The sequence below is a fragment of the Pseudoalteromonas sp. APAL1 genome, from assembly GCF_021532475.1.
Taxonomy (GTDB): domain Bacteria; phylum Pseudomonadota; class Gammaproteobacteria; order Enterobacterales; family Alteromonadaceae; genus Pseudoalteromonas; species Pseudoalteromonas lipolytica_C.
In genome coordinates, this window is the sequence record NZ_JAKGAW010000013.1 from 69,016 (window position 1) to 85,486 (window position 16,471).

Here is a 16,471-nt window from a genome sequence, read left to right on the forward strand (position 1 = left end):
TTTATAGACTTAACCCTTGTACATAGTGTCAAAATCAGGAATGTTCGCTTCCCATATTGGAATATCTTTGCCTATGTACTCGCGCATAGCATCAAAAAATAAACGTGTTCTTACTGGTAAGTCTCTGTGTGGGTAAACCGCGTACACGGCGCTGTAATCGAGTAATTCCATATCGGTTAAAATGGGCACTAAATCACCGCGTTTTACTTCATCATCAAGAATAAATGCCGGAGCAAGAACATAAGCATTGCCTGAAATAGCTTTCATCAAAAGTACTTCAGCATCGTTTGCACGAAAGACACTTTTAATGTTTTGCTCAATAATATCGCCATCGACATTACGATAGCGAATACCACTAATGCGTTTGCTTGGGCTTGAATAGCTAGCGGCAGGTAGCTCTTTTAAATCTTCAACATGCTTTGGCATACCGTAAGTTTCAATAAACTCAGGTGAGGCCAGCAGTAACATGCGGTTGCGGGCAATTTTTCGGGCAATAAATGATGAGTCTTTTGGCTCGCCAACGCGAAAAGCTAAATCATAACCTTCTGACACTAAATCAATTAGTCTGTCGTCTAAGCGAAGCTCCACTTCAACTTGTGGAAAGCGCTTTTGAAAGTCGTTAATGACTGGTTGAATATAACGCTTACCGATAATACTTGATGAGGTAATTTTTAACGTACCACGGGGTTCTTGGTGGTAATTCTCTGCAAGTCTTACGGTATCTGATAGCAAATCTCTAAGTTCAGCTGCTTTTTTTACCATTTCAGCACCAGCGGCAGTTAACGAAAAAGATCGCGTGGTACGATTGAGTAAACGTACCCCTAATTCATCTTCAAGACGGCTAATTTGTTTTGATATGACTGAACGGTCTATATTTCTAGACTCTGCGGCTTTAGCAAATGAGCCTCGTTCAATCACTTCAAGTAACATTAATAAGCGGCTGGTGGTATCCATAGCAGTTCCTTAAACTTTATTGGTGCCATTCTGGCATTAATGAATTTAAAAATCTATCGTTTTTATCCTCTAATTAGTTCCGTAACATTGTCTCCAATCTATTAACAGGAGAGTCGTGATGAACAAATCTATTCTTGCAGTGGCAGTGACCATTGCGAGCTTAACGCTTGCAGGGTGTGGCACAGAAGCCAACCAAGCAGCGCAGCAACAGCATTTACAACCTATCGATGTAGCGCAAGTACTTGTTAAGCCAGTACAAAATTGGCACACCTATACAACGCGTTTAGAAGCACCCCAAGAAGTTGCCCTTATGCCGCGTGTTTCGGGTGTGATTGATAAAATTAACTTTAAAGAAGGTGACAGCGTTAAAGAAGGCGATTTGCTTTTCACCCTTGATGCTCGTCCTTTTGCTGCCGTGGTTGATAGCTTAAAAGCGCAAATCGAGAGTGCAAAGGCGGCACTTGAGCAAGCAAAAAGTGAAGCAAAACGAGCAGAGCGCTTAACTGAACGTAAAGCGATTTCTACTGAGCAAGCTGAATCTCGTAAATCAACGCTAAGACAACGCGAAGCTCAATTGCTAGCTCTACAAGCTGAGCTTACTGCCGCTGAGCTTGATTTAGCATTTACCCAAGTGCGCTCGCCAATCGATGGCGTTGTATCGCGCGCTAATATCACCAAAGGTAACAACGTGCTTGCTGGTCAAAGTGTGTTAACAAGCATTGTTTCAAACCAGCAAATGTATGCTTATTTTGATATTGATGAGCGCACGTGGAATCAGTCATTCGCTGATGTGACTGCGCAAAGTGAACAAGCGGTTGTGATGCAAAAAGTGGGTGAAACCAGTTTTAACTTTAATGGCATAATCAACTTCATTGATAATCAAATTAACGAAACTACCGGTACTCTTCGTGTTCGTGCCGTGTTCGAAAACGATGAGCAACAACTGCGTGCAGGTTCATTTGCTCGTATTAAGCTTGCAGCCAATAAAGTAAGCGAAAAAGTAATCGTGCCAGAGCGTGCAATTGGGACAGATTTGAAGAACCGTTTTGTACTCACTGTCGGTGAAGGCAATGTTCTTGAATATAAATTAGTGACAGTTGGTGAGCGTTACGGCAGCCTACGAGCGATTACATCGGGCTTAAACGAAAACGATGTGATAGCCGTAAATGGCCCTGCGCGTGTAGGCCCTGGTATGCCTATTTCACCAAACACAGTCACTATAAATAGCGACGGAATTGCATTCACTCTTTCAAATAATCAATCTGATCTAGTCGCGAAGAAGTAGGGCAAAATGAAATTTTCACACTTTTTTATCCAGCGACCCATCTTTGCAGCGATGCTGTCGCTTATCTTTCTCATCGCAGGGGCAATCTCGTTATTTCAATTGCCAGTGAGTGAGTACCCAGAGGTAGTGCCGCCGACGGTTGTTGTGACGGCAAGTTACCCGGGTGCAAACCCAACGGTAATTGCTGAAACAGTGGCGACGCCGCTTGAGCAAGAAATCAATGGTACTGAAAACATGTTGTATATGTTTTCGCAAGCAACCAGTGATGGTCGCATGACGTTGACGGTAACCTTTGCATTAGGCACTGATTTAGACCGTGCACAAGTCCAAGTGCAAAACCGTGTAAATAGTGCACTACCACGCTTACCGCAAGAAGTTCAGCGTTTAGGTGTTGTAGCCGAAAAGTCATCACCAGATTTAACCATGGTGGTGCATTTATACTCACCAGAAAAAACGCATGATACAACTTACTTAGCGAACTATACTGATTTGTATATCAAAGACCAAATTGCACGTCTTCCTGGTGTGGGTGATGTTCGGATGTTTGGTGGTGGTCAATACTCAATGCGTGTTTGGCTTAACCCTGATGCACTCTCTGCACGTGACTTAACAGCCATGGACGTAGTAAATGCATTACGCGCGCAGAACCAACAAGTAGCTGCGGGTAGTTTAGGTGCACAACCAACTTCGAAAAGTAATCAATTTCAAATTCTGATGAATGTAAAAGGGCGCTTAAGCTCACAAGAAGAATTTGAAAATGTGATCATCAAAGTAGGTGAGCAAGGTCAGCTTACACGCCTAAGTGATGTAGCACGCCTTGAGTTAGGCCAAGACACCTATGCACTAAGAGCAATGTTAGATGGTCAACCAGCCTTGGCAATGCCAGTGTTCCAACGCCCGGGTTCAAATGCTATTGAGCTTTCTGATCAAGTGCGTGAAACTATGAAAGTGTTATCAAAAGACTTTCCGGCAGGTGTTGAATACGACATTGTTTATGACCCAACAATTTTCGTACGCGGCTCTATCGATGCTGTTATTAAAACGCTACTTGAAGCAATTGCGTTAGTGGTAATCGTTGTTGTGGTGTTTTTACAAACATGGCGTGCATCGGTTATCCCACTGATTGCTGTACCGGTGTCTTTAATTGGTACGTTTGCGGTTATGCAATGGTTAGGTGTATCGATTAATACCTTATCGCTATTCGGCTTGGTACTTGCCATTGGTATTGTTGTTGATGATGCCATCGTTGTGGTTGAAAACGTTGAACGTAATATCGAGCAAGGCTTATCACCACTCGAAGCAACCCGAGTTGCGATGACCGAAGTAACAGGACCAATTATCGCTATTGCACTCGTACTTTGTGCGGTATTTATTCCAACGGCGTTCATTACGGGGTTATCTGGTCAGTTTTATAAGCAATTTGCGTTAACCATTACTATTTCAACGGTTATCTCAGCGTTTAACTCGTTAACATTATCGCCTGCGTTATCGGCGTTATTATTAAAAGGACATGATGCAAAACCAGACCGTTTAACTAAGTTATTAAACCGCGTATTCGGTAATTGGCTGTTTAAACCTTTTAACCGCTTGTTTGATAAAGGCGCCAATGGCTACGAAAAGCTGGTGCAAAAACTGATTCGTATGAGTGTGATTGTATTAGTCGCTTATGTTGCACTTGTGGGTGGCACAGTTAAATTGTTTGATGCTGTTCCGGGTGGTTTTATTCCACAGCAAGACAAGCAATACTTAGTGGCTGTTGCACAGTTACCTGATGCGGCAAGCTTAGATAGAACCCAAGAAGTCGTGCAAGAAATGGAAAAAATTGCATTACAAGTACCGGGTGTTGCAAACACAGTATCGTTTCCAGGTTTATCTGTGAACGGTTTCACAAATAGTCCTAATAGCGGCATTGTGTTTACTCCGCTTGCCCCTTTTGAAGAGCGTCAAGATCCGAGTATGTCGGCAATGGCAATTGCGGCGCAGTTAAATCAAAAGTTTGCTGCTATTGATGAAGCATTTGTTGCGGTATTCCCGCCACCGCCAATTCAAGGTTTAGGTACAACGGGTGGCTTTAAACTGCAAATTGAAGACCGTTCTAATAAAGGCTTTGAAGCACTCTTTAATAGCTTACAAGCAACCATTGCTAAAGCGCAGCAAGACCCAGCATTGATGGGCCTTTACTCAAGCTTTAGAATTCAAGTGCCACAAATGGATATCGACATCGACCGTGAGCAAGCGCTAATTCAAGGTATTCCACTTGATGAAGTGTTCAATGCCTTACAAGTGTACTTAGGTTCGATGTACGTAAATGACTTTAACTTGTTTGGTCGTACTTATCAGGTTAACGCACAAGCTGATGCTGATTACCGTCAAGATCCTGAGCAAATTTTGAATCTTAAAGTGCGTAACCGCATGGGTGAGATGGTGCCATTAGGCTCTGTATTAACGGTCACGCCAACAACAGGGCCAGATCGTGTAATGCACTATAACGGTTATCCTACAGCTGAATTAAATGGTAGCCCAGCACCTGGTTATAGCTCTGACCAAGCACAACATGCGATTGAAGCAATCCTTGCTGAGACATTACCAAATGGTATTGAGTTTGAGTGGACGGAAGTAACTTATCAGCAAATATTAGCGGGTAATACCATGGTGTATGTTTTCCCACTAGTTGTATTGCTTGTGTTCATGGTACTTGCGGCGCAATACGAGAGCTTAAGATTACCACTGGCTATTATTTTGATTGTGCCTATGACGATTTTCTCGGCCTTGTTAGGTGTGTGGTTTGTCGGTGATGACAACAATATCTTCACGCAAATCGCATTAATCGTACTGGTTGCACTAGCAAGTAAAAACGCCATCTTGATGGTTGAGTTTGCACGAGATCAGCATAAAGGAGGGATGTCTCACCTTGAAGCTATCATCAAAGCGTGTCGCTTACGACTTCGCCCAATTTTAATGACATCAATTGCCTTTACGGCAGGCGTTGTACCCCTTGTTTTAGCAACAGGTGCTGGTGCTGAGATGCGTCATGCCATGGGTAACGCGGTGTTCTCAGGCATGATTGGTGTAACTGTGTTCGGCTTATTGTTCACCCCGGTATTTTATATGTTAGTCACAAAAAAATCGCAGAAGGAGCAACACGATGCATAAGCCACTTCATGCAATCTTTAAACAAGGCAAACTAGTCAGTGCGATGCTGTTAGCCGGTGCACTGGCAGGCTGCGCACAAAGCGTCGATATGCAAGAGCAGCAAGTGAGCCTGACACAATTTGTAAGTGATACACAAATTGGTGAGCAAAATGAAGGTGCGAGCGAAAATAACTGGTGGCGCAGTTTAGATTCAGCGCAGTTAAACAATTTAGTGACTGATGCATTAGCAATGAATCACGACCTAAAAACCAGCCAACTTCAACTTGATGCAGCCATTGCCCGTTTAGGTTTAGCCCGTGCGGATTATTATCCGCAGGGCAGCCTAAGCGTAGGCGCAGAGCGCAGCAGCTTAGATGGCGCAATTACCCGCCAATCAAACGCAGGGGTTAATGTTAATTGGCAGCTCGATTTGTTTGGCCGTATTACCGCGCTGGTGGATGCAGCTAATGCAGGTGCACTAAACCAAGCAGAGCAGCTAAGAGCACTACAGGTTGAAGTGGTTTCTGCTGTGGTGCAAGGCTATGTAAGCTATCAAGGTAATGTGCAAAAGCAAGCTATCATTGAAATGCAAATCGAGGCACTCGAGCAAAGTATTGATGTGCTAAAAGCGCGAGTAGAAGAGGGGGTTGCAAATGAGCTTGATCTTAACCGCACCCTTGCGCAGTTAAAGCAGCAACAAGCGCTTATTCCTGAGCTTAGTTACTTGCAATATCGCGACTTAGCAACCCTAGCGGTGCTAACCGGCCGACTTGCAAGCGACATAACATTGATTGAAGAGCCTGAATTATTAAGCCACGAGTTTAGCGTGTCGTTTAGTAAAGCAAGCGAAGCAATGGCTCTCAGACCAGATATCACCAGTGCTTTATATCAGTTTAGTCAGGCTTATTCATTGAGTGTTGCAGCCTCAAAAGCACTTTTGCCAGATATTAGTCTGGCAGGGTTTGCAGGTGTGGTGAGTTTAACCAGCAATGGTTTAGAAGATACCGTGCAACAATGGCAAGTAACGCCAAAAGTTGAATGGTCATTACTCAGCTATCCTGCATTATTAGCTCAGCGTGATGCACAGCAGTTTTTAAGTGAAGCCGCTTACAGTGACTATCAAAGTAAAGTATTAAAAGCGATTAGCGATAGTGAACTTACTTTGCAAAGACTAGTCAAACAGCAGCAACAGTTAAATTATGCTGATCAGCGTTTTAATTATGCGAATAAAGCATTTGGTCAAGCTCAAGCAATGTATCAAGAAGGACAAATTCCTTACTTAGAGTTGTTAGATGCGAGACAGGATGTTTTAATAGCGCAAGAGAACGCTGTTGATTCAACAATTGCTTCATTGCAGGCCAAAGTAAGTGCTTATCAAGCGTTTAATGGTCGTTGGAGCTTTGAACTAAACAACCTTTAACCCAGAGTATTAAATGTCGCATATTCAACAAACTACAGATCTTCCGTCAACAATGCGCGCGCTAGCAGTGGTTGAGCCCAATGACGCAATTGCGTTAGCTGAGCTTTCTTTGCCAGTACCGAGCCCTGAAGGCAATGAGCTTTTGATAAAAGTTGAATATGTGGGCTTAAATCATGTTGATGCCAACTTTGCAAAACAAGGTTTTTGTAAGTGGCATTACCCGCATGTATTAGGTCATGATGCTGTTGGGGTGGTTGTTCAGGCAAATAAAGGTGTATTCCCTGGTGTTGGTGCACGCGTTGTATGGCACGCTAGCCTTGGTGATCAAGGTGTGTTATCTGAATACACCACGGTGCCTAATTATGCGGTATCGGTTGTGCCAGATAACGTATCACCTGCAGACGCTGCAACCTTACCTTGTTCAGGTATGACGGCATTAATTGCCCTTGATAAGTTGCAGCTGAGCGAAGGGGATTCACTGTTTATTGACGCAGGGGCAGGTGGCGTTGGCCAATTTGCTATTCAATTTGCTAAGCAACGTGGCGCAACCGTATTTACAACTGCCAGCAAACACAATCATAAGTTACTTAAGCAATTAGGTGCTGATGTGGTGTTTGATTACAAAGACCCAAAACTTGAAGATAAAATTCGCCGTGAATTAGGCCCGCAAGGCTTTGATGCGGTGCTTGATTGTATTGGTGGCGATACCACCATTCGTAACGTTGAGTTAATGCGCTTTTGTGGCCGTATTGCCTGTTTAAATGAATTACCTAAGTTTGAACAAGAACTGATGTTTAGACGCGCACCAAATATTGGCATTGTATCGTTAGGCGGAGCGTGGCTTGCAAATAGCTTATGTGCGCAACAAAAGCTGAGTTTTATGGGTAACTTATTACTCGATAATGCAGCTCGTGGCGAGATAAAATTGCCGCAAATCCATGCCGTAGACTTTACCGCCGAGGCTGTTTCAGCGGCATTAAATAAACAACTTGCTGGTGGCTTTACCGGTAAACAAGTTGTGCAAGTAAGCGGTTAATTTTGCAAACTCACTGCCCAGTCATACTGTTTGATGGTCAGTGCAATCTGTGCCATTTTTGTGTTCGTATTATTGTTCGCTTTGATAAGCAAATAACCTTTAAGTTATGCCCCATGCAAAGCGATAAAGGTGAGCGTTTATTAAAGGCTCAGAAAGTTAAAGATCCACTTTCCTCAATGTTAGTCATTGATAAAAATCAGCTATACAAACAAAGTGACGCTGTGTTATTTATCGCAACTCAATTAGGTTTTCCATTCTCTTTGGCTAACGTTTTCAAGCTACTGCCAAAAGGCTTTCGCGATCGTATGTATGATTGGCTTGGCCGTAATCGTTATCGGTTTTTTGGTCAACGAACACAATGTAAGTTACTGACCGAAAAACAAAAGCGGCATTTTTTATAAACATTTAAAGTAAAGCTTGCTATTCTCGTTATTGGGAACAAATAACAATAATAACAATATGAACATTCTCTTTCTAATTTTAAGCACGGTTTACATTGCTTTACTGCTCTTACAACCATCACTGTCTCAGCCTTTACTAGCGCTTTTTAAAACCTTACCAATCGGTATATTGATTGTTATGGTATTAAAAGCACGCAGTCAGTTACAAAATCGCACTTTTATTACTTTATTGTTTGCACTTAGTTTTTCCGCACTAGGTGATGTGCTACTTGCAATCGATAGTGGGCAGCTGTTTATTAGCGGTTTAGCAGCATTTTTTGTAAGTCACGCTTTTTATATTATTACCATGTTGCCAATTAAAAATTGGCGAATAGAAGTTGTACTCCTTTATCTATTTTTGGCCATCATTGTTTTTTGCTTATTCTATCCAAACTTAAATGGCATGCTCATTCCCGTGCTTTTCTATATGTTGGTGCTCACTATAATGGCAAGCCTTACTTGGATGACAGATAAATCGAACGGTTTATTAGTGCTAGGTGGCGCAGTGTTTGTTGTATCAGACTCTATACTTGGCCTAAACCGCTTTTATTTAGAAATAGCGCATGCAGATATCGCAATCATGTGTAGTTATTATTTAGCGCAATTTTGTTTGATTAAAGGGTTTTTGCAGGCAACGAGTAAACATAAATAGCCGCAGTGGCTCAGTATTGATTGCCGTGATAAAATGCGTGCGTTTTAATTTTCGAGATTTCCCATGGCAAATACAGCGCACGCACTGCACATTCTTGTTAAACATAAAGAACAAGCTGAAGACATCATCAAGCAACTTAAAAAAGGGGCTAAGTTTCAGACTTTAGCTAAAAAATATTCAACCTGTCCGTCGGGTAAAAAAGGCGGCGACTTAGGTGAATTCAGACGCGGGCAAATGGTGCCACAGTTTGACAAAGTAGCATTCAGCGGCGAAATTTTAGAACCACATTTAGTTAAAACGCGCTTTGGTTGGCATGTAATCAAAGTGCTATACAGAACGTAAAGTTTAACGCCTGCCTAAAACTAATAAGACACGTTGTTAGCCCTTAATATTTATTATTAGTGAGTTGAAGCCTGTGGTTTTAACTCGTTTTTGGACAAAAACACGTTAGAGTATTTAATCAATAACGCCCGGTTATGGGGCGAGTATTAGCTTGCTAAACTGGTGAGGAACGAACCCGAGCAAGCTGTTACGAGTCCCTTCCATAAACCGCTTGTTATATTTACAATTCGATCATGTCCGCGATTTGATAACCAAGATTGGTAATTCTAAATACTTCACCTTTATGACCACGATCTTCAATTAAATATTCATTCTCTAGTTCTTGGATAGCTGATTTCCAGCGAGCTACCTCTCTAGGCTCTTGTGATGAAATCAAATTTTTCCCATTTGTTTGAACGTCATCACCACCAATATAACTTAGCGACATAATTGTGCCACCGCTATCGAGGCTAGCTTCTTTAAGTAATATACGAGCTTCGTTTGATAGTTTTGGAATTGAAGTATTTGATTCTACAATTTCGCTTTGAGTTGAGAATGAATCACTTACCTCAAATTGAAATAAAGAGTGTTCATTAACTTTAAGTTGAAGGTGACGATAAAATTTTTCTTTAAAATCAGAATGACTATCATAACCTTCATATAAGCCACGAGATTGACAAGATTTTTTAAACTTACTTAATTCTGAATATTGGTCGGGGTCAACGGTATCCATTACGACAGGCTGACTGGAAAAATAGAGCATTGCGGGCTTGTCAGCCGCGATATGTTTTTCAATTTCCTCAACAGTCCCACTAGCGTACTCAGTAGTGGCTGTTCCAATACGAGTCCAGAAAACACCGACGAGGAAATCACATTTATCTAAAATTTGATTGTTTATAATTTCCTGAGGAGATGCCCCCATTTCTGGAGATGAATGAGATTCCCATCCAACAGGTAACAAAACAATATTTCGTGACTTTGAATGAACAGCATTCCATTCATATATTACATCACGAATGATCGTTCTTTCAGATGCTACATCCCCTGGTGAAGCAATCATTACATTGAATACTTTGGCTTCGTAACTCATAACCTGAACTCTCCTTGTAAATATAACGCCGCAATATGGGGCGCATAAAAGCTTGGCTAAAATAGGAACGAATTGACGCAGCCAAGCTTTTTGCGTCCCTTCATAATTGCCTTGTTAGCTTTTAGTAATACTCATCATATGGGTTTTCTGTTTCCAGCTTTTCATAGCAATCTCTGCAAAAATACTTCCAATTTTCAATACCTTTCATATTACCGAAATCGACGCCCTGTATTTCACTTTCAAGTTCCAATTCCGAGCAACTTTCACACTCAACGGTGGGTTCGTAATAACCACATACATAACAAGTGTCAATTGCATCTTCAATAACAAATGAATCTCTTTTGCAGGCACTACATTCCCAAACATTTTCGAAGTTTATGACTTCATTTTCTATTCTAGATTTTGCTCTTTGCTCAAGTTCATCGACATATTTATCAAGTTTCATTACTTCTTGGTCTAAGGGGTAAGGTAAGTTGGCGATAATGTCTTCATCTAAATGTTTTTGGCAAAATTCAGTATAAAAACCTACTAGCGTTACAAAATTTGATTTTATTTGCTCAATCGATAAATTGAACTCAAAGTGAACAATCTGATTTCTTAAGTCTGATGCTGTTTTTATCGCTGAAAAGTCTGAAGAATCAAATTCTACTTTTGATATTTTTTCTAACCGGCTAATGGCAAGCCATAGATCTACAGTGTGTTTTGGTTTATCAATATTAGAGTATATTAATATTTCTTGAGTCCACCTTAGCCTTTCTTTTAAACAGGTTTCAATTGCTTGTACGAGCAATAAAATTGCAAATTTCCAATGTTCTTCTGACTTTTCTGCCTGCACTGCTTTTGATATTGACTCAATAAAAAAACTTTTTGAGTTCTCAAGTAGTGTCATTTTAAGTTTGGACAAATTCACCTCGGTCAGAAATAAAAGCTAACATGTTTATAGCGAGCTAATCGCGCGTTTTTCTACCACAGCGTAGCTCGTTTTTCTTATTAGATTATTTCTAACAAACTTGTTAACTAATTACCAGTGTTATTAAAATTTAGGAGTTCTCGCTTTTACCTCAGGATAAAAACGAGCGATTGGGTCGTTTTCTTGACTATACGAGCGACTGAGCTAAAACTGTATATATACAGCTTCATTTCAAAGGAATGAAAATGAATACTCGCTCTCCTTATTTAAACTACATTGCAGACTATATGCTCACTCGTCAGTATTCATTAAGAACAATTAACGCTTATTTAGGTTGGATCGGAAAATTTATTCACTTTCACAACAAACGTCACCCAAGCTCAATGGGAGATGCAGAAGTCAAAGCGTTTTTAGACCATATTGTATTAAAACGTAATATGTCACCTAGAACACAAAGTGCAGCTTTAAATGCGCTCGCTTTTTTATATAAACATATTGTCAAAAATGAGCTTTCTTTAAACTTGAATTTTGCACGAAGTAATCGACAACCCAAGCTGCCTGTAGTGATGACGCCTGATGAAGTAAAGCAATTGATGAGTCATCTTTCCAAGCGATATTACTTAATCACGGGGTTAATGTATGGAAGTGGTTTGCGTGTGATGGAAGCGGTGCAATTGCGAGTAAAGGACATTGATTTTGATTACAAATGCATTCAAATTTGGAATGGAAAAGGCAACAAGCATCGTATAGTTACTCTTGCAACGGAGTTGATCCCATTACTTAGAAATCAAATTTTGCAAGTTGAAGAATATTTAAGATTAGATTTACAAAACGAGCGATACGCAGGTGTGTGGATGCCTAACGCTTTAACTCGTAAATATCCCTCAGCTAATAAATCACTAGCGTGGCAATACTTATTTCCTTCCTACAAATTAAGTGATGACCCAGAAACTGGCGAGATACGTCGCCACCATTTCCACCCTACATGTGTTAGAAAAGCGATTAAAAAAGTATTAAAGCAAACCAATATTACAAAGGTTATTACGCCTCATACCTTGCGCCATTCATTTGCAACGCACCTATTGCAAAGTGGCGCCGATATTCGCACCGTTCAAGCACAATTGGGCCATTCTGATGTCAAAACCACACAGATTTACACCCATGTTTTACAACAAGGAGCAAACGGTGTTGTAAGCCCATTAAGCAAAATTTTCTAGCTATTATTAAAGATGCGTTAACTTATGATTCAATGTGTAGGGCTTGGGCCGTTTCTTGATTCCTCAAAGCAGCAGTTAGAGCATTTAACCTAACTTATTTTGGGGCATAATCAAGGTATGGCTTATTTTTTGATTTAGGCACAGAGCCATCATTCAGTACCAACTCATTTATATTCAAAAATGGTTTTCTACGAATAAGTTTATACACGACAAAAGTGCCTGGAGTACTTTTTAAATATATGTGTTGTGCACATTGCTACTGTGCGCTACTATTTGTATATTGATGCACAATAGGACAGTGCAAGGATATGGCTATAAATTTTAAGGATGAATGGCTCGAAGCATTCTATGAAGAGGATAAACGGCATCGATTAATCCCTGAGGTTATAGAGAATGCTTTATATCGTAAGCTAGAAATATTAGATGCAGCAAAGTCTGAAGCTGACTTAAGAGTACCACCAGGTAACCGGTTTGAACATCTTGAAGGTAACTTGAAAGATTGGTGTTCAATACGAGTGAACAAACAGTATCGATTGATTTTTAAGTGGGTTGATGGTGTAGCAGAAAACACCTATTTAGACCCTCATAAGTATTGAGGTAAGAGTTATGCGTATAACAAAGCGTCGTCCTGTGAGTGTAGGTGAAATGCTCAAGCTAGAGTTTTTGGAGCCTATGGGCATTACATCAAAAATTTTAGCTGAAGCAATGGGTGTACATAGAAATACAGTTAGTAATTTGATTAATGGCGGTAGCTTAACAGCGCCCCTTGCAATTAAACTTGCTGCATCGTTAGGGAATACCCCAGAGTTTTGGCTTAATATCCAGCACTCTGTAGATTTATGGGATACGAGAAATCGTTATCAAGAAGAAGCTAAATCTGTAAAACCTTTGTTTTCTGCTCAAGAATCTTCACTAAGTACATCACAAACTATTTAAAGAACTCGTAACGTATATTGTTAATACACAATCTTGATCATTCCGGCAAATTCATTTGCTAGTGAAGCTGAAAAAGATGAGTTAAAAGCTTTCGTACAGAAGTTTTTATAATTAGCTTTTTCATCTGACAATATTTCGTGGCAGGTAATGCAAAAAGCCACGCTAACACATAGGTGTTAGCGGGCATTATTCATCTAATGTAGGAGCCAATTAGCTCACTCTACTAACTTAATTTAGTGTAGGCTGCACATCTAAGCCATAGCCAAACATTACTGCTAAAACTAATACAACCGATGCTGCGACCATTAGCTTAATCAACAGTGGTAAACAGAATCTAAACCAATGGCCGTAAGGCACACCAGCCATGCCTAAAATACCCATAAGTACAGCATTTGTAGGGATGATCATATTTGAAAAGCCATCACCAAATTGATAAGCAAGTACGGCGACTTGCCTTGGTACACCGACTAAATCACCTAGTGGTGCCATTAGTGGCATAGTGACATAAGCCTGCCCAGAACCTGAAGGGATAAAGGTATTGAGTAGGGTTTGAATAACCAACATGCCAATTGCAGATATTTCAGCTGATACATAAGAAAGCGGTAACGACATGCCATGTACAAGGCTATGCAGGATTTGACCGTCTTCTAAAATAAGGGCAATACCGCGTGCAACACCAATTAACACTGCGGTGGTAACAAGATCAGATACGCCTTCTATAAATTTGTTTGCTGCTTCGTCAGCAGAAAGTTTACCTAGAATGGCGACAACTACACCCCAAGCAATAAAAACACCGCCTAGTTCGTATAAGTACCAGCCTTTTGTAGCGATGCCCCATACTGCAATTGCAAGGGTAATAATAAAGCTGCCTAAAATAAGTTTATGGCGCAGGGCTAGTGCTGGGTAACTTGTTGCTGTTTGATTTTCGAGTGGGCAAGGCACGCCAATCATCATTGATTTAGATGGGTCGTTAGCTACCTTTTTGGTGTATTGCCAAACATGATGAAAACCAATGAGCACGAATGGAATAAAAATGGCTAAACGTAACCACAGGCCAGAGTAAACAGGAATGCCTGCAATTTGCTGTGCGATTAATACGGTAAATGGGTTAAATGCCGAAACACCATAACCAATACCATAACCTGCGACTATCATACCCACGGCGGTCATTGCGTCTAAGCGCATTGCTTTACAAAGCGCTACTAAAATAATAACAAAAGGAATATATTCACCGGCGGTACCAATACTGCTTGATGCCAAGGCAAAGCAAAACACCACCATAAAAATTAACCGCTGCGGCTTTTTACCGTGGCGCTCTAAAAGCCTACCAATGAGTGCATCGACAGTGCCTGTCGCACGTGCAATAGCTAATACGCCACCAACAATTAACACAAAGAAAATAACATCTTGAGCAGCAGCAAACGCGCGGGGTATGGCTTGTAATAAATCCCATGGGGTTAAGTAATGCCGCTCAGCAACCGTTTGATAGGTACCCGCAACGACCATTTCGCGGCCAGATTCACTTAATGTGGTAGTGAAAAAACCTTGTGGTACTAACCATGTAGCAATAAGCGCAACGACCATCATGCTAAGCAGAAGTATCAAGGTATGTGGAACTTTAAAACGTAAACCCATTTATTCTCCGTAATTATGTTAGGTATTTAAGTTAAATTCTTAAAATCATAACATGATAAAAGCTGATAGGTTGCCTCTTAACTAAACACACTGTTAAAGATTGTAGTAATTTAGATACAAAAAAGGCCAGAAATCTGGCCTTTTGATAATGATTGAAATTTTATTTAGCTAAACCAAATGGGTCATCAATGCTATGAGCCGGCTCGGTAAACCAGCGCGGACCTTCGTCTGTCATATAAAAGTGATCTTCTAAGCGAATACCAAACTCATCAGGTACGACAATCATAGGTTCATTACTAAAACACATACCTGTTGCGAGTGGGGTAGGGTTTCCACCAACTAAGTATGGCCATTCATGAATATCTAACCCAATGCCATGGCCTGTTCTGTGTGGACAGCCCGGTGTTTGATATTCTGGCCCCATGCCATTTTCGGCTAGGTACTGTCTTGCAGCATCATCTACTTTGCCACATGGCTCACCAATTTTTGCAGCAGCAAAAGCAGCAAGTTGGGCATTTTTCTCGTGCTGCCAAAACATACGTTGACGTTCGGTTGCTTCACCAAATACATAAGTACGGGTTATGTCTGAGAGGTAATCATGCACTTTACAGCCAGTATCAATCAGTACCACGTCACCTTTTTTAAGGGTTTGCGGGTTTTTAACACCATGCGGGAAAGACGACGCAACACCAAATAACACAATACAAAAATAGTTACCCGGTGCGCCGACTTTTTGGTGGGCTTTTTTAATAAATGCTTCAACCTCAGTGGTGGTGATGCCCTCATAAAGCATGCTCGCCGTTGCTTTGTGTACTTCTAAAGTCATGTCCATAGCACGTTGCATTAAGGCAAGTTCATTGGCTGATTTATGCATGCGGCAGTGAGCCGTTACGCACTGTGCGTTAATAATGTTGTAATTGCTATTAGCTTTATTAATGCCGTCGTAGATGAAAAACTGTGCGCTTTCATCAATACCAAGGGTGCCGTTTTTGCTAATGCCCATTTCTGAAAGTACATCTACACACAGTTGGTAAGGATTTTCGTGCTCTTGCCAACCTCGAATTGGGCCATCAATCACCATAAAATCGTTTAAGCTGCCGATTTCAAAAAATGGTGCTATGTATTGCACATCACCTTTAGCAGGTAAAATCGCGCCAACTAAACGCTCACTTGCGTACCAACGCATACCCGTAAAATAGGCAAGGTTAGTACCTGCATTCAAGTAAATTGCGTCAATATTGTTTGCTTGCATATACGCTTGTGCTTTTGCGATACGCGCATGAAATTCGTCGTTTTGAATAGGGGTTAAATCTGTTGTCATATCTGACAAAGAGTCAAGCGCCTGCTCTGGCGTTTGTGTGCCAATACCATATGTTGTCATTGTGTACTCCTTGGTTTTTTTTGCATTGTGGCTTGAGTGAACAGCTGATGCAAACTCACTGC

At 41.0% G+C, this 16,471-nt stretch carries 15 protein-coding genes; 10 read left to right on the forward strand and 5 right to left on the reverse strand.

The window, feature by feature from the left end; translation table 11 throughout:
* Positions 1-9: 9 nt before the first annotated feature.
* A complete protein-coding gene (locus L1264_RS08795; protein ID WP_135926531.1) occupies positions 10-954 on the reverse strand; it encodes a LysR family transcriptional regulator in 945 nt (314 codons plus the stop codon).
* 118 nt (positions 955-1,072) lie between these two features.
* Here L1264_RS08795 and L1264_RS08800 point away from each other — a divergent pair, with 118 nt between their 5' ends.
* The 7 genes from L1264_RS08800 (at position 1,073) to ppiC (ending at position 9,261) form a co-directional block, all read left to right on the forward strand.
* Positions 1,073-2,239 (forward strand): efflux RND transporter periplasmic adaptor subunit, encoded by a 1,167-nt coding sequence (locus L1264_RS08800; protein WP_199526921.1) that lies wholly within the window; start codon positions 1,073-1,075, stop codon positions 2,237-2,239.
* Positions 2,240-2,245: 6 nt separating this feature from the next.
* Positions 2,246-5,392 carry an efflux RND transporter permease subunit gene (locus L1264_RS08805; protein WP_199526920.1) on the forward strand — a complete coding sequence of 1,049 codons (3,147 nt, stop codon included), beginning with the start codon at positions 2,246-2,248 and terminating at the stop codon, positions 5,390-5,392.
* Positions 5,385-6,791, forward strand: coding sequence for a TolC family protein (locus tag L1264_RS08810; RefSeq protein WP_199526919.1), 1,407 nt, complete (start codon positions 5,385-5,387; stop codon positions 6,789-6,791). The genes L1264_RS08805 and L1264_RS08810 overlap by 8 nt, the downstream gene beginning before the upstream one ends.
* Before the next feature lie 13 nt (positions 6,792-6,804).
* The gene (locus L1264_RS08815) at positions 6,805-7,827 is read left to right on the forward strand and encodes a zinc-binding dehydrogenase (protein ID WP_135926535.1); all 1,023 of its coding nucleotides are present in this window, start codon (positions 6,805-6,807) and stop codon (positions 7,825-7,827) included.
* 2 nt (positions 7,828-7,829) lie between these two features.
* Positions 7,830-8,228: a thiol-disulfide oxidoreductase DCC family protein gene (locus L1264_RS08820; RefSeq protein ID WP_199526918.1), complete on the forward strand. Its 399-nt coding sequence runs from the start codon at positions 7,830-7,832 to the stop codon at positions 8,226-8,228.
* A 58-nt stretch (positions 8,229-8,286) separates the two neighbouring features.
* A complete protein-coding gene (locus tag L1264_RS08825) occupies positions 8,287-8,919 on the forward strand; it encodes a lysoplasmalogenase (protein ID WP_199526917.1) in 633 nt (210 codons plus the stop codon).
* A gap of 63 nt (positions 8,920-8,982) precedes the next feature.
* Positions 8,983-9,261, forward strand: coding sequence for a peptidylprolyl isomerase PpiC (gene ppiC / locus L1264_RS08830; protein WP_054552145.1), 279 nt, complete (start codon positions 8,983-8,985; stop codon positions 9,259-9,261).
* A 220-nt stretch (positions 9,262-9,481) separates the two neighbouring features.
* Here the strand turns inward: ppiC and L1264_RS08835 are convergent, their stop codons facing one another.
* Both L1264_RS08835 and L1264_RS08840 read right to left on the reverse strand, forming a co-directional pair.
* Positions 9,482-10,330: a DUF4062 domain-containing protein gene (locus L1264_RS08835; RefSeq protein ID WP_075593592.1), complete on the reverse strand. Its 849-nt coding sequence runs from the start codon at positions 10,328-10,330 to the stop codon at positions 9,482-9,484.
* Positions 10,331-10,451: 121 nt separating this feature from the next.
* Positions 10,452-11,234, reverse strand: coding sequence for a hypothetical protein (locus L1264_RS08840; protein ID WP_199526916.1), 783 nt, complete (start codon positions 11,232-11,234; stop codon positions 10,452-10,454).
* A 251-nt stretch (positions 11,235-11,485) separates the two neighbouring features.
* Between L1264_RS08840 and L1264_RS08845 the strand changes: the two genes are divergently transcribed.
* From L1264_RS08845 to L1264_RS08855, 3 genes are all read left to right on the forward strand, one after another.
* Complete coding sequence (locus L1264_RS08845) at positions 11,486-12,457, forward strand: integron integrase (protein ID WP_199526915.1); 972 nt, start codon at positions 11,486-11,488, stop codon at positions 12,455-12,457.
* Between the two features lie 308 nt (positions 12,458-12,765).
* Positions 12,766-13,053, forward strand: a complete 288-nt coding sequence (locus L1264_RS08850; RefSeq protein ID WP_199526914.1) for a type II toxin-antitoxin system RelE/ParE family toxin — start codon at positions 12,766-12,768, stop codon at positions 13,051-13,053.
* Positions 13,054-13,063: 10 nt separating this feature from the next.
* Positions 13,064-13,393: a HigA family addiction module antitoxin gene (locus L1264_RS08855; protein ID WP_199526913.1), complete on the forward strand. Its 330-nt coding sequence runs from the start codon at positions 13,064-13,066 to the stop codon at positions 13,391-13,393.
* Between the two features lie 228 nt (positions 13,394-13,621).
* On the opposite strand, the gene L1264_RS08860 is transcribed toward L1264_RS08855, so the two are convergent.
* Together L1264_RS08860 and L1264_RS08865 are read right to left on the reverse strand one after the other, a co-directional pair.
* On the reverse strand, positions 13,622-15,028 hold the full coding sequence (locus tag L1264_RS08860; protein ID WP_199526912.1) for a YfcC family protein: 1,407 nt from the start codon (positions 15,026-15,028) through the stop codon (positions 13,622-13,624).
* Between the two features lie 160 nt (positions 15,029-15,188).
* A complete protein-coding gene (locus tag L1264_RS08865; protein WP_199526911.1) occupies positions 15,189-16,409 on the reverse strand; it encodes a M24 family metallopeptidase in 1,221 nt (406 codons plus the stop codon).
* Between the last annotated feature and the right edge of the window lie 62 nt (positions 16,410-16,471).

Excerpts from the sequence above, each read along its gene's own strand:
- L1264_RS08795 (WP_135926531.1), bottom strand. The coding sequence starts at position 954 with ATGGATACCACCAGCCGCTTATTAATGTTACTTGAAGTGATTGAACGA.
- ppiC (WP_054552145.1), top strand. The coding sequence starts at position 8,983 with ATGGCAAATACAGCGCACGCACTGCACATTCTTGTTAAACATAAAGAA.
- L1264_RS08800 (WP_199526921.1), top strand. The coding sequence starts at position 1,073 with ATGAACAAATCTATTCTTGCAGTGGCAGTGACCATTGCGAGCTTAACG.
- L1264_RS08865 (WP_199526911.1), bottom strand. The coding sequence starts at position 16,409 with ATGACAACATATGGTATTGGCACACAAACGCCAGAGCAGGCGCTTGAC.
- L1264_RS08805 (WP_199526920.1), top strand. The coding sequence starts at position 2,246 with ATGAAATTTTCACACTTTTTTATCCAGCGACCCATCTTTGCAGCGATG.
- L1264_RS08815 (WP_135926535.1), top strand. The coding sequence starts at position 6,805 with ATGTCGCATATTCAACAAACTACAGATCTTCCGTCAACAATGCGCGCG.
- L1264_RS08825 (WP_199526917.1), top strand. The coding sequence starts at position 8,287 with ATGAACATTCTCTTTCTAATTTTAAGCACGGTTTACATTGCTTTACTG.
- L1264_RS08835 (WP_075593592.1), bottom strand. The coding sequence starts at position 10,330 with ATGAGTTACGAAGCCAAAGTATTCAATGTAATGATTGCTTCACCAGGG.
- L1264_RS08860 (WP_199526912.1), bottom strand. The coding sequence starts at position 15,028 with ATGGGTTTACGTTTTAAAGTTCCACATACCTTGATACTTCTGCTTAGC.
- L1264_RS08810 (WP_199526919.1), top strand. The coding sequence starts at position 5,385 with ATGCATAAGCCACTTCATGCAATCTTTAAACAAGGCAAACTAGTCAGT.
- L1264_RS08855 (WP_199526913.1), top strand. The coding sequence starts at position 13,064 with ATGCGTATAACAAAGCGTCGTCCTGTGAGTGTAGGTGAAATGCTCAAG.
- L1264_RS08845 (WP_199526915.1), top strand. The coding sequence starts at position 11,486 with ATGAATACTCGCTCTCCTTATTTAAACTACATTGCAGACTATATGCTC.
- L1264_RS08850 (WP_199526914.1), top strand. The coding sequence starts at position 12,766 with ATGGCTATAAATTTTAAGGATGAATGGCTCGAAGCATTCTATGAAGAG.